This is a genomic window from Streptomyces sp. NPDC093071 (genome assembly GCF_044754545.1).
Taxonomy (GTDB): domain Bacteria; phylum Actinomycetota; class Actinomycetes; order Streptomycetales; family Streptomycetaceae; genus Streptomyces.
This window is the reverse complement of record NZ_JBIVPH010000008.1, coordinates 248489-260681: the sequence shown is the minus strand read 5'-3', so window position 1 is coordinate 260681 and position 12193 is coordinate 248489. Positions and strand designations below refer to the sequence as shown.

The following is a 12193-nucleotide window of genomic DNA, read 5'->3' as shown; positions in this document are numbered from 1 at the left end:
TCTCAAGGAACGGACGCTTCCTTCGTACTCACCCTCGCGGGCTTTCCTCCGGGCTTTTCCCTTCGGTCTTGCGTTTCCGACTCTATCAGATCTTTTCGATCCGATTTCCTCGGTGCTTTCCGGCCCCTTTTGCTTTCGCTCCGGGCCCTTCCGGCGGTTCCGACTTTATCAGATTCATTTCGGCCGACCTAATCGGTGGCTTTCGTGATTCGGATAAGAATCGAAGTGACTCCGGGGAATCGAAATTCCCGACCGGAGTGAGTGAGACTTTACTTGGTTGCTGCCGAGCTGTCCAGCTCCAGGCAACTGTTCAAATCTACCTCCCCGCAATCGCCGTGTCAACAGCTTTTGCGGGCACCGGAGGAGACTAGCAGCTCAGCAGGGCCGTACGCACATCAGGCCGCGGTGGGGAGCATGGCGTTGCGGTCGGGCTCCTCCAGGTCGCCCCGGTCGCCGGCGCGGGAGGCGCGGCCGCCGAGGACGTGGACGTACGCGAGGAATGCCAGTTCGGCGGTGATGCCGATGGTGATGCGGGCCCAGGTGGGCAGGCCGGAGGGGGTGACGAAGCCTTCGATCAGGCCCGAGACGAAGAGGACCAGGGCGAGGCCGATGGCCATGCCGAGGGCGGCCCGGCCCCGTTCCGCGAGGGCCGCGCGGCGGGTGGTGGGGCCCGGTTCGATGACGGTCCAGCCGAGGCGGAGGCCTGTGCCGGCGGCCACGAAGACGGCGGTCAGCTCCAGCAGGCCGTGCGGAAGGATCAGGCCCAGGAAGACGTCGAGGCGCCCGGCGGCGGACATCAGACCGATGCCGATGCCGAGGTTCAGCATGTTCAGGAAGAGGATCCAGAGGACCGGGATCCCCAGGAAGGCGCCCAAGACCAGGCACATGGCGGCGGCCTGGGCGTTGTTCGTCCAGACCTGGGCGGCGAAGGAGGCCGCCGGGTGGCTGGAGTAGTACGTCTCGTACTGGCCGCCGGGGCGGGTCATCTCGCGGAGTTCGGCGGGGGCGCCGATCGAGGCCTGGACCTCCGGGTGCGTGCCGATCCACCAGCCGATGAGGACCGCGAGCAGGGTGGAGAGGACGGCCGTGGGGATCCACCAGTGGCGGGAGCGGTGGACGGCCGCCGGGAAGCCGGTCGTGAGGAAGCGGGCCGCGTCGCGCCACGAGGAGCGGCGGGTGCCGGTCACGGTGGCGCGGGCGCGGGCCACGAGCTGGGTGAGCCGGGCCGTGAGCATCGGGTCCGGGGCGCCGGACTGCACGATCGAGAGGTGGGTGGCCGTGCGCTGGTAGAGGGCGACGAGTTCGTCCGCCTCGGCGCCCGTCAGCTTCCCGCCCCGGCGCAGGAGGTGGTCGAGGCGTTCCCACTCCGCGCGGTGGGCGGTGACGTAGACGTCGAGGTCCATGATCGGCTGCTGCTCCAGGACTGGCTTCGGACGGGTCCGTACTACTGCGGCGCGCTGGGGGTCAGCTTGGCAGACTGGCGTTCGGAGGGGTCGGGCAAGACCGGAGAAGGGTGGGCGGGTGCCGTGAGTGGTGTGGTGACGGGCGATGCCGTCGTCCTGGGGCTGCAGCCCGCGCGGCTGCCGAGCCGGGCGCTCGCGGTGCTCGTCGATCTGGTCGTGGTGTGGGCCGCGTACCTGTTGGTCATGCTCGGGCTCGCGGTCGCCACGGCCTCGCTGGACGAGGCGGCGGTGGCGGCCGTGTCCGTCGCGGCCTTCCTGCTGATCCTCGTGGGGGCGCCGATCGCGGTGGAGACGCTGTCCCACGGGCGGTCGCTCGGGAAGATGGTCTGCGGGCTGCGGGTCGTGCGGGACGACGGCGGGCCGATCCGGTTCCGGCACGCGCTGGTGCGGGGGGCCATGGGGGTCGTGGAGATCCTGATGACCTTCGGCGTCGTCGCCTGTGTCGCGTCGCTGGTGTCCGAGCGCGGGCGGCGGCTCGGGGACGTGTTCGCGGGGACTCTGGTCGTACGGGAGCGGCTGCCCGCGGCGCGGGTGCTGCCCGTGCCTCCTCCGCCGCCGTGGCTGGTGGGGCGGTTCGCCGGGCTCGACCTCTCGGCGGTGCCGGAGTCGCTGTGGCTGGAGGTGCGCCAGTACCTCACGCGCGCGCGTGAACTGGATCCGGCCGTGGGGCGGCGGCTCGCCGAGCGCCTGGCCGACGAGCTGGTGGCCCGGACGGGGACGCCCCCGCCGGCGGGGGTGCCGGCCTCCGCGTATCTGGCGGAGGTGGTGGCCGAGCGGCAGGCGCGGGACACGCGGCGGGCGTTCACGGAGGCCGGAACGGGGGCCGATGTCGGGAACAGGACCGGGGTCGGAACCGGAGCCGGGGGCGAGTTCGAGGCCGGTCGGGTCTTCGGTGCTCCGGCGGTGGCCGTTCCTCCGGCCGTGGCCGTTCCTCCGGTCGTTCCGCCCTCGGGTGCTTCCCCCGTCACTCCCCCGGTCGCCCCTCCCCCCGCTGTCTCTCCCCCGAGTGCGCCTCCGGCCGGCGGGTCCTCCGCCACCGGGTTCGTCCCGCCCGCCTGACGTCCGGCGGTCTTCCCGCGGTCTTCCGGGGCGTGGGGTCAGGGGAAGACCGAGGGCGGGGTGTCGAGGTCTTCGAGTTCGATGCCGGGGGCCGCGAGGACGACGTCCCCGGCGATGTGGACGGTGTGCCGTTCGCCCGTGTCCAGGGCGCTGACCTGGTATTCGTCCACCGTCAGGGGGCCGTTGTCAGTGGGGTGCGCTTCACTTCTCAGCAGGGCCCAGGACTGGTCGACCGTGAGGGGGGCGAGCACCGGGTCCGTGAAGGCGACGAGCCTGACACGGGTCTCGGGGGAATCGGGGGTGAGGCGCAGGAGTCGCGTGAGGGCGACGAGGAAGGCCGGAGAGGTGCCGGTGAAGGCGTGGGCGCGCACATTGCCTTCGGTGGCCTCGGCTCCGGCGGGGTCCGTACGGACCCAGGTGACGCCGTCGAGGGCCGCGCCGCGGACCTGCCAGCCGGCGGCGTGCAGTTCGAGGCGGATGGGGCGGCCCAGTTCGTCGACGGCCAGGTCGACGGAGCCCCTGTGATCACCGGAGGGGGTGGTGGTCTGCGCGACGTAGCGCCAGCCGGAAGGCCCGGGCGCGCAGTGGAAGTGTTCTTCGCCGAGGGGGGTGTGATCGTGCGGGTCATGGAGCGAATAGCGGCCGCGGGGCATGGGTCCTCGGGTGGCTTCCAGGGGCGGTAGCAAGGGGGCGGGACGGGGCAGGCCCCCCGGCACGGGGGTGCGGGGGGCCTGCCTGATCCTCTGCGGACGTTCTCCGCCGGTGTCCTCCGCGGAGTCCGTCCGTAACGGATGTGCTCCGTGACGGATGTGCTCCGCGGGGTCCGTCAGTAGCGGTAGTGGTCCGGCTTGTACGGGCCCTCGACCTCGACGCCGATGTAGGCGGCCTGCTCCGGGCGGAGGGTCGTCAGCTTGACGCCGAGCGAGTCCAGGTGGAGGCGGGCGACCTTCTCGTCCAGGTGCTTCGGGAGGACGTAGACGTCGGTCGGGTACTCCTGCGGCTTGGTGAAGAGCTCGATCTGGGCCAGGGTCTGGTCCGCGAAGGAGTTCGACATGACGAAGGAGGGGTGACCGGTCGCGTTGCCGAGGTTCAGCAGACGGCCCTCGGACAGGACGATGAGGACCTTGCCGTCCTCGAACGTCCAGGTGTGGACCTGGGGCTTGACCTCGTCCTTGACGATGCCGGGAATCTTGGCGAGGCCGGCCATGTCGATCTCGTTGTCGAAGTGGCCGATGTTGCCGACGATGGCCTGGTGCTTCATCCGGGCCATGTCGCCGGCCATGATGATGTCCTTGTTGCCGGTCGTGGTGATGAAGATGTCCGCCGTCTCCACCACGTCGTCCAGCGTCGTCACCTGGTAGCCGTCCATCGCCGCCTGGAGGGCGCAGATCGGGTCGATCTCGGTGATGATGACGCGGGCGCCCTGGCCGCGGAGGGACTCGGCGCAGCCCTTGCCGACGTCGCCGTAGCCGCAGACGACGGCGGTCTTGCCGCCGATGAGGACGTCGGTGGCGCGGTTGATGCCGTCGATGAGGGAGTGGCGGCAGCCGTACTTGTTGTCGAACTTCGACTTCGTGACGGCGTCGTTCACGTTGATCGCCGGGAACAGCAGCGTGCCGTCGCGGTGCATCTCGTACAGGCGGTGGACGCCGGTGGTGGTCTCCTCGGTGACGCCGCGGATCTCGGACGCCAGCTGGGTCCACTTCTGCGGGTTCTCGCCGAGGGTGCGGTTGAGGAGGCGCAGGATGTGGGCGTACTCCTCGCTGTCCGCGGTGGCCGGGTCCGGGGCGGAGCCGGCCTTCTCGAACTCGACGCCCTTGTGGACGAGGAGGGTGGCGTCACCGCCGTCGTCCAGGATCATGTTCGGGCCGCCGGTGGGCGAGTTCGGCCAGGTGAGGGCCTGCTCGGTGCACCACCAGTACTCCTCCAGGGTCTCGCCCTTCCAGGCGAAGACCGGGACGCCCTGCGGGTTCTCCGGGGTGCCGTTCGGGCCGACGGCGATGGCCGCGGCGGCGTGGTCCTGGGTGGAGAAGATGTTGCAGGAGGCCCAGCGGACCTCGGCGCCGAGGGCGACCAGGGTCTCGATGAGGACGGCGGTCTGCACGGTCATGTGCAGGGAGCCGGTGACGCGGGCGCCGGCGAGGGGCTGCTGCTCGGCGTACTCGCGGCGGATGGACATCAGGCCGGGCATCTCGTGCTCGGCGAGGGTGATCTCCTTGCGGCCGAAGGCGGCCAGGGAGAGGTCGGCGACCTTGAAGTCCTGGTGGGCTGCGGTCGTCATGACGGGGCTGCTCCTCATGGGTCGGGTGCGAGGGTCGTTCGGGGCGCCGGGCACCACGGCGGGGGTCCCTGGGCACAGGAATGCCCGGGACTTCCATGGTGCCGTCGTCGGAGGCCCTCTCTCCCTCGGCCGGTCCCCTGGGGGACCGCCCGACCGCCATCAGCAGCGACGTCTGGCTGGTCACGAATCTACACCGATCGGCACGGTGGGCCACAGTCCGCGTCGGGCTCCGGGGGCGGCTCCCGGACAGTCCCGGACCCGGTCCGTACGCGCCGGGCCCCCGGTCCGCGCGTACGGACCGGGGGCTCGGTGGGGTGGGCTCGATGGCCGGATCCGGTCGTCGGACCGGCGGCCCGTCTCACGGACCGGGCAGAGGCTCGGGCCGGTCAGCGGCTCAGTGGGGCAGAGGCTCAGTGGCTCGGGCCGCCCGGGGTCGCGGCCGGGTCGGGGCCCGCCGCGGCCTCCTTCTCGCTGTAGATGTCGGGCTCCAGGTAGATGACCCGGGCGATCGGGACGGCGGCGCGGATGCGCTCCTCGGCGGCGTTGATGGCGTGCGCGACCTCGGTGGCGGTCTCGTCGTGCGCGACGGCGATCTTGGCGGCGACGAGCAGCTCCTCGGGGCCGAGGTGGAGCGTGCGCATGTGGATGAGGCGGGTGACCGTCGTGCCGTCGACGACGGCGGCCTCGATCTTCTCGACCTCTTCGGTGCCGGCGGCCTCGCCCAGGAGCAGCGACTTGGTCTCGGCGGCGAGGACGAGGGCGATCAGGATGAGCAGGACGCCGATGCAGAGGGTGCCGATGCCGTCCCAGACGCCGTTGCCGGTGAGCAGGGCGAGGCCGACGCCGCCGAGGGCCAGGATGAGGCCGACGAGGGCGCCGAGGTCCTCCAGGAGGACGACGGGGAGCTCGGGGGCCTTGGCGCGGCGGACGAACTCCTTCCAGGAGAGGTTGCCGCGGAGCGGGTTCGACTCCTTGATGGCGGTGCGGAAGGAGAAGGACTCGGCGATGATCGCGAAGACGAGGACGCCGACCGGCCAGTACCAGGCCTCGATCTCGTGCGGGTCGTGGATCTTCTCGTAGCCCTCGTAGATGGCGAACATGCCGCCGACGGAGAAGAGCACGATGGAGACGAGGAAGGCGTAGATGTAGCGCTCGCGGCCGTAGCCGAAGGGGTGTTGCGGGGTCGCCTCGCGCCGGGCCTTCTTGCCGCCGAGGAGGAGCAGGCCCTGGTTGCCGGAGTCGGCGAGCGAGTGGACGCTCTCCGCGAGCATCGAGGACGAACCACTGAAGAGGAACGCCACGAACTTGGCTGCGGCGATCGCGAGATTCGCGGCGAGCGCCGCCACGATCGCCTTGGTTCCGCCTGACGCGCTCATGGGTGTACGGGTTCCCTTCGTCGGTGCTCCGGCTCGATCGCCGCGGTTCGGCCGGTCATTGTCGCATCAGGCCGTGACGGTGGCGCGGAAGACCGTACCCGCTCCGGTCAGTTGGATGCGCTCGCCCGCCGGGACGAAGACGGATTCGCCGGGGGCGAGGGGGAGGTCGCCCGCCGCCGGGCGGCCCGCGACGGCCAGCAGGATCTGGGGGGTGGGGGCGGTGAGGTCGTTGGGGGCGGCGCCCTCGGCCCGTACGAAACGGGAGAGGCGGAACTCGTCGGTCGGGGTCTCGTAGACCTCCTCGCCCGACGGGGAGGCCTCGGGGCGCAGGACGGCGGGGTCGGCCGGGTCGAAGCGGACGATCCGGAGGAGTTCGGGGACGTCGACGTGCTTGGGGGTGAGGCCGCAGCGCAGGACGTTGTCGGAGTTGGCCATGATCTCGACGCCGAGGCCGTCGAGGTAGGCGTGCGGGACGCCCGCGCCGAGGTAGAGGGCCTCGCCGGCCTGGAGCCGTACGTGGTGCAGGAGCATCGCGGCGATGACGCCGGGGTCGCTCGGGTAGTGGTGGGCGAGGCGGGCGTACGGGGCGTGGGCGCCGCCGAGGCGGTCGGCGGCGGCGGTGGCCTCGGCGACGGTGTGCGCGATCTCCTCCGGGTCGGCGGTGAGCAGGGCCGTCAGGACCTCGCGAAGCGCGGCCTCCTCGGGGTGGGCGTGCAGCAGGTCCACGTACGGCTTGAGGGAGTCGACGCCGAGCGCGGCGATCAGGTCGGCGGCGTCGGCGGGGGCCCGGAAGCCGCAGAACCCCTCGAAGGGGGTGAGGGCGCAGATCAGCTCGGGCTTGTGGTGGGCGTCCTTGTAGGTGCGGTGCGGGGCGTCGACCGGGATGCCCGCGGCCTCCTCGGCGGCGAATCCGGACCGCGCCTGGTCGAGGTCGGGGTGGACCTGGAGGGAGAGCGGGGCGCCGGCGGCGAGAATCTTGAACAGGAAGGGGAGGCGGGGGCCGAACCTCTCGACGGTCCGCTCGCCCAGTTCGCGTACGGGGTCGGCGTCGATGAGCTCGTTCAGCGGGCCGCGCTCGGTGCGGGAGGGCGCACCGGGGTGGGCGCCCATCCACATCTCGGCCTGCGGCTCGCCGGTGGGGGCGGTGCCCAGGAGTTCCGGGATGGCCGTCGTGGATCCCCAGGCGTAGGGGCGGACGGTGTTGACGAGGCGGTCCATGGTGCCTGCCAGCTTCTCGGGTGGGTGACGGGTGTGCGGGTGTCGGGGGACACGGGAGACAGATGACAGGGGGTGGATGACGGGTGGGTGACCGGGTGGTGGACGGTACGGGGTCGGCGCGGGGTCGGTGCGCCGATGCGCCCGGTGCGGGGCGGTTTCGCCGTCCGGCGGTTACGGGGCCGGGGTGGGGCGGGTGGCCAGGGCCAGGTAGACGGCCGCGAAGTCGGTGACGGCGAGGAGTTCGGCGAGCGTCTCCAGGTCGCCGCCCTCCTCCGGCTCCAGTTCGCTGACGGCGGTCTCGTGGCCGAGGGCCAGTTCCCGGGCGGCGGGGGCGGCGCTGAGGCCGCCGGCCGGCCGGTCGCGGAGGAGGACCACCCGGGCCCGCAGGGCCTGCGGCTCGTCGACCCGGTCGCGGAAGAAGTCGTCGGGGTCGGCGCCCGCCGCGTAGTCGCCGGCGAGCAGGACGCCGTGCGCGGGCAGGGCCTCGGGGAGTTCGGCGGCGAGGGCGGGCAGTCCGGCGAGCTCCGCCAGGACGGCGGCGAACCGGCGGCCGGCCGGTCCGGCGGCGCTGCCCTCGGTCCAGATCAGCGGGAGCGAGTCCGCCAGCTCGGCGGCGAGGGTCTTCGCCGGGTTGCTGTACGTGGCGATGGCCGGGCCGCAGCGTTCGGCCGTGCGGTCGAGGCGGTCGGCGACCTTCTCCAGGGCCTCGGGCGGTGCCTCCAGGAGGCCGACGCGGTCGAGGAGGGCGAGCAGCGGGGTGAAGAGGGCCCAGAGGGCGCCGGGGCTGGCCGCGATGTTCTCGGCGTACTCGTCGGGGGCCTCGTTCGGGGCGACGGCCATCGGGACGAACATGCCGTGCGAGCCGCTGACCGCCTCCGCGAGCGGGCAGCCCTGGGGGGCGACGGCGACGACCGTGATGCCGCGCCGGTACGCCTGCTCGGCGAGGAGGGCGAGGCCCGGTTCGGAGCCGTCGGTGGTGGGGAGCAGCAGCAGGTCCACGGAGCCGGCCCAGCCGGGCAGCGCCCAGCGCAGGGCTCCGGCGGCGGGGGCGACGCCGGTGGGGCGGAGGCGTACGACGGGGGCGGAGGCTCCGGCGAGGGCGCCGATCAGGTCGGCGACGCCGGTGGCGGCGGTGCCGGGGCCCGCGACGAGGACGGCGCGGGGGCGGCCCTCGGGGCGGAGGTCCGCGATGCCGGCGTCGGCGGCGTGGCGGGTGGCGGTCCGTACCCGGGCGCCTGCTTCGGCGGCGCCGCGGAGGAGGCCCCGGCGGTCGGCCAGGGCGAGGTCGTCCGGGGCGTCGAGGAGGGTCTCGTCGAGCATCTGGTGCCTCCCGGGATGAGCGGGGTCGGTGGGCGGTGCGGTGGGCGCCGGCGCGGGGCGGGGCTCCGGGGTGCGCCCGGCGCCTGCGGTGCGCGCCCGCACCACTCGTACCACCGGGTGCGCGGAGGTGCGGGCCCTCTTCCGGGTGGTACCCGCCGTCGGCGTCCGCCGCTCGTGGTGGCCCGGGTCCGGTGGGCGGTCGTCGTCCTCGGGGCCGGCCGCCGGGGGGCGGTGGGCCCGGTGGGGGTCGGCCGCTGCGGGGGTGCGGGCCGGTCGCGCCGGGCGGCAGGCCTCGTACGTGCCGGGCGGTGGGCCCCGTACGTGCCGGTCGCGTCGGGCGGTGGCCCCGTGCGGGCCGGTCAGGCCGGGCGGCGGGCCTCGTCCGTGAGGAGGACCGGGATGCCGTCGCGGACCGGGTAGGCGAGGCCGCAGTCGGTGCCCGTGCAGACCAGCTCGGGGGTCTCGTCCGCCGTGCGGTCGTTCAGCGGGGCGTGGCACGCGGGGCAGGCCAGGATCTCCAGGAGGCCGGCTTCGAGCGGCATGGGGTGGTCCCTTCGGACGAACTGCGGGTGGGCGGCGGACGGTGGTGGTGCCGTCCTTCGGGCCAGGTCAGCCTACCGCCGGGGAACGGGGGCCGCCCCGTTCCCCGGCGGTGGGCGCGGGGTCAGTCCGCCGACCGGACCAGGGCGAGGACCTCGTCGCGGATCCGGGCCGTGGTGGCCTCGTCGCGAGCCTCGACGTTGAGCCGGAGGAGGGGCTCGGTGTTGGAGGCGCGGAGGTTGAACCACCAGTCGGCGGAGGTCACGGTGAGGCCGTCGAGCTCGTCGAGGGTGATCCCTTCGCCGCCCTCGTACGCCGCCCTGACCCGGGCCGTGCTGGCGGCCTGGTCGGTGACGGTGGAGTTGATCTCGCCGGAGGAGGCGTAGCGGTCGTAGGCGGCGACCAGCTCCGAGAGGGTGCCCTGCTGGCCGCCGAGGGCCGCGAGGACGTGGAGTGCGGCGAGCATCCCGGTGTCGGCGTTCCAGAAGTCCCGGAAGTAGTAGTGGGCCGAGTGCTCGCCGCCGAAGATCGCGCCGGTCTTCGCCATCTCCTCCTTGATGAAGGAGTGGCCGACGCGGGTGCGGACGGCCTCGCCGCCCTGCTCGCGGACGACCTCGGGCACGGACCAGGAGGTGATCAGGTTGTGGATGATCGTTCCGCCGGGGTGCTTGGCGAGTTCGCGGGCGGCGACGAGGGCCGTGATCGCGGACGGGGAGACCGGCTCGCCGCGCTCGTCGACGACGAAGCAGCGGTCGGCGTCGCCGTCGAAGGCGAGGCCGAGGTCGGCGCCCTCCTCGCGGACGCGGGCCTGGAGGTCCACGATGTTCTTCGGGTCGAGGGGGTTGGCCTCGTGGTTCGGGAAGGTGCCGTCCAGCTCGAAGTACATCGGGACGGTGTCGAGCGGGAGGCCTTCGAAGACGGTGGGGACGGTGTGGCCGCCCATGCCGTTGCCCGCGTCCACGACGACCTTGAGCGGGCGGATGCCGGCGAGGTCGACGAGGCCCTTGAGGTGGGCGGCGTAGTCCTGGAGGGTGTCCCGCTCGGTGAGGGTGCCGGGGGTGGCGGCGGCCTCGGGGGCGCCCTTCTCGGACCACTCCTCGGCGAGGGCACGGATGTCGGCGAGGCCGGTGTCCTGGCCGACGGGGGCGGCTCCGGCGCGGCACATCTTGATGCCGTTGTACTGGGCCGGGTTGTGGGAGGCCGTGAACATCGCGCCGGGCAGGCCGAGGCTGCCGGAGGCGAAGTACAGCTGGTCGGTGGAGCAGAGGCCGATGAGGGTGACGTCGGCGCCGAGGCGGGTCGCGCCGCGCGCGAAGGCGTTCGCGAGGCCGGGGGACGAGGGGCGCATGTCGTGGCCGACGACGATCGCGTCCGCGTCCGTCACCCGGACGAAGGCGGCGCCGAAGAGCTCGGCGAGCCGCTCGTCCCACTGGTCGGGTACCACTCCGCGGATGTCGTACGCCTTCACGATCTGCGACAGATCGGCAGTCACGGATCCACCCTCCTGAGTTCTGGGCACGCGTGTGCGGCGCGTGTACGGAACGCCAAAACTACCCGGAGTGGGGCGGGGGGATGCGGACGGTGGCCGGTTGCGCCCGGTTGCGCCCGGTCGTCGGGCTGCGGCGGGCCGGGGGGTGGCTCGGGAACAAGCCGGGTGTCGGCTCCGGGACGGGCCGGGTGTCGGCTCCCGGACGGGTCCGGGGGCCGCTCAGTTGTCGGGGGAGCGGAGCACTCGCAGGTGGCCACGGCGTCCGACCTCCATGGGGTCGCCGCCGCGTCCTCCGCCGCCCTTGCCGCCGGCGCCGGCCGCGCGCTCCTGGGGGCGGGCCGCCTCCCGTACCGCGTTGGCCAGGGCTTCGAGGTCGTCGCCGCTGGGGCGGGAGGGGGCGGAGCCGTCGGAGAGCCGCACGACCTCCCAGCCGCGCGGGGCGGTGAGGCGTTCGCCGTGCTCGGCGCACAGGTCGTAGCAGTGGGGCTCGGCGTAGGTGGCGAGCGGGCCGAGGACCGCAGTCGAGTCGGCATAGACGTACGTCAGTGTCGCGACGGCAGGGCGGCCGCACGCGGTGCGCGAACAGCGACGTACAGGGCTCACGACGTTGGACGGTACCGCACTCTTGAGCGGGCCGCGACGACTCTCCCTCAGGTCACTCCACCGTGTCGCGGTGTGAACTCCGCCACACCCCCGTCCGGGGCGGCCGTTCCGACCTGCGGGGAAGGGATCGCGGGGGTTCCGGGGCAGGTGGCGATTCGGACACTCCAGGATACGAATCCGGTCAATCAGGGCCAGATGGCCGATCGCGACGGGCCGCCGAACCGGGCGCGCGATTGGCCGGAATGTTCAGGTTTCGACAGCTGGGGCGCGGACGGGGCGGGAACGGGCCGGAGGCTCCGCGGAAGGTGGCGAGGACGCGCCACGGTACGGAGGACCGATGGGGGTTACGCTGCGTCAGTGATGGACAGTCCTGTGCCGCCGAGCCCCCAGCACCGCCCCGCGGAGCCCCCGGCGGAGCCCCGGGTCCGCCGCCGCGACCGGCACGGCCGCGGGATGCGGGGTCCCGTCGCGCCGCCGCAGGTGCCGCTCTCCGCGAGCCGGGCCGACACCTTCCGCGATCTGGTCCTCGACTCGGTGGAGCGCCTGGAGCGGCGCTGGCCGCAGCTGGCCGACGTCGAGTTCCTGGTCCTGGAGGTGCCGCCGCCCGTGCCGGGCGAGACGGTGCCGCTGGGCGGCTCGCTCCCGGCGGAGAAGGGCGAGCCCGCCCGGGTGGTCGTCTACCGGCGGCCGGTCGAGATCCGCTCGAAGAACCGGGACGAGCGGGCGCTCCTGGTCCACGAGGTGGTCGTGGAGCAGGTCGCCGAGCTGCTCGGCCTCTCCCCCGAGTCGGTCGACCCCCGGTACGGGCAGGACTGAGCGGGCGGGACCGAGCGGGGCGGACCGA

At 73.2% G+C, this 12193-nt stretch carries 11 protein-coding genes; 2 read left to right on the top strand and 9 right to left on the bottom strand.

All coding sequences use genetic code 11. The features are described from left to right. Positions 1-395: 395 nt before the first annotated feature. Positions 396-1403 (bottom strand): stage II sporulation protein M, encoded by a 1008-nt coding sequence (locus ACIQD7_RS26930; RefSeq protein ID WP_402444895.1) that lies wholly within the window; start codon positions 1401-1403, stop codon positions 396-398. A gap of 123 nt (positions 1404-1526) precedes the next feature. Between ACIQD7_RS26930 and ACIQD7_RS26925 the strand changes: the two genes are divergently transcribed. After that, a complete protein-coding gene (locus ACIQD7_RS26925) occupies positions 1527-2522 on the top strand; it encodes an RDD family protein (protein ID WP_402444894.1) in 996 nt (331 codons plus the stop codon). 38 nt (positions 2523-2560) lie between these two features. Here ACIQD7_RS26925 and ACIQD7_RS26920 read toward each other — a convergent pair whose 3' ends face one another. The 8 genes from ACIQD7_RS26920 to ACIQD7_RS26885 form a co-directional block, all read right to left on the bottom strand. Next, positions 2561-3175, bottom strand: a complete 615-nt coding sequence (locus ACIQD7_RS26920) for a hypothetical protein (protein ID WP_391166482.1) — start codon at positions 3173-3175, stop codon at positions 2561-2563. Between the two features lie 173 nt (positions 3176-3348). After that, positions 3349-4803: an adenosylhomocysteinase gene (ahcY, locus tag ACIQD7_RS26915; protein ID WP_121833582.1), complete on the bottom strand. Its 1455-nt coding sequence runs from the start codon at positions 4801-4803 to the stop codon at positions 3349-3351. A 410-nt stretch (positions 4804-5213) separates the two neighbouring features. Then, positions 5214-6179 (bottom strand): cation diffusion facilitator family transporter, encoded by a 966-nt coding sequence (locus tag ACIQD7_RS26910; protein WP_121833583.1) that lies wholly within the window; start codon positions 6177-6179, stop codon positions 5214-5216. A 66-nt stretch (positions 6180-6245) separates the two neighbouring features. Beyond that, positions 6246-7397: a mannose-6-phosphate isomerase, class I gene (gene manA / locus ACIQD7_RS26905; protein ID WP_391057381.1), complete on the bottom strand. Its 1152-nt coding sequence runs from the start codon at positions 7395-7397 to the stop codon at positions 6246-6248. A gap of 171 nt (positions 7398-7568) precedes the next feature. Next, positions 7569-8717, bottom strand: coding sequence for an SIS domain-containing protein (locus ACIQD7_RS26900; protein ID WP_402444891.1), 1149 nt, complete (start codon positions 8715-8717; stop codon positions 7569-7571). 359 nt (positions 8718-9076) lie between these two features. Then, entirely contained in the window at positions 9077-9259 is a 183-nt protein-coding gene (locus tag ACIQD7_RS26895) for a Trm112 family protein (protein ID WP_030221689.1), read from the bottom strand. A gap of 122 nt (positions 9260-9381) precedes the next feature. Further along, positions 9382-10749 (bottom strand): phosphomannomutase/phosphoglucomutase, encoded by a 1368-nt coding sequence (locus tag ACIQD7_RS26890; protein WP_121832832.1) that lies wholly within the window; start codon positions 10747-10749, stop codon positions 9382-9384. Positions 10750-10965: 216 nt separating this feature from the next. Then, positions 10966-11400 carry a DUF3499 domain-containing protein gene (locus ACIQD7_RS26885; RefSeq protein ID WP_121832831.1) on the bottom strand — a complete coding sequence of 145 codons (435 nt, stop codon included), beginning with the start codon at positions 11398-11400 and terminating at the stop codon, positions 10966-10968. A 309-nt stretch (positions 11401-11709) separates the two neighbouring features. On the opposite strand from ACIQD7_RS26885, the gene ACIQD7_RS26880 reads away from it, so the two are divergent. Then, positions 11710-12165 carry a metallopeptidase family protein gene (locus tag ACIQD7_RS26880; RefSeq protein ID WP_121832830.1) on the top strand — a complete coding sequence of 152 codons (456 nt, stop codon included), beginning with the start codon at positions 11710-11712 and terminating at the stop codon, positions 12163-12165. Positions 12166-12193: the final 28 nt, after the last annotated feature.

What these genes read in the sequence shown, in the direction of transcription:
- ahcY (WP_121833582.1), bottom strand. Translation starts at nt 4,803, where the DNA reads ATGACGACCGCAGCCCACCAGGACTTCAAGGTCGCCGACCTCTCCCTG.
- ACIQD7_RS26930 (WP_402444895.1), bottom strand. Translation starts at nt 1,403, where the DNA reads ATGGACCTCGACGTCTACGTCACCGCCCACCGCGCGGAGTGGGAACGC.
- manA (WP_391057381.1), bottom strand. Translation starts at nt 7,397, where the DNA reads ATGGACCGCCTCGTCAACACCGTCCGCCCCTACGCCTGGGGATCCACG.
- ACIQD7_RS26920 (WP_391166482.1), bottom strand. Translation starts at nt 3,175, where the DNA reads ATGCCCCGCGGCCGCTATTCGCTCCATGACCCGCACGATCACACCCCC.
- ACIQD7_RS26895 (WP_030221689.1), bottom strand. Translation starts at nt 9,259, where the DNA reads ATGCCGCTCGAAGCCGGCCTCCTGGAGATCCTGGCCTGCCCCGCGTGC.
- ACIQD7_RS26900 (WP_402444891.1), bottom strand. Translation starts at nt 8,717, where the DNA reads ATGCTCGACGAGACCCTCCTCGACGCCCCGGACGACCTCGCCCTGGCC.
- ACIQD7_RS26880 (WP_121832830.1), top strand. Translation starts at nt 11,710, where the DNA reads ATGGACAGTCCTGTGCCGCCGAGCCCCCAGCACCGCCCCGCGGAGCCC.
- ACIQD7_RS26910 (WP_121833583.1), bottom strand. Translation starts at nt 6,179, where the DNA reads ATGAGCGCGTCAGGCGGAACCAAGGCGATCGTGGCGGCGCTCGCCGCG.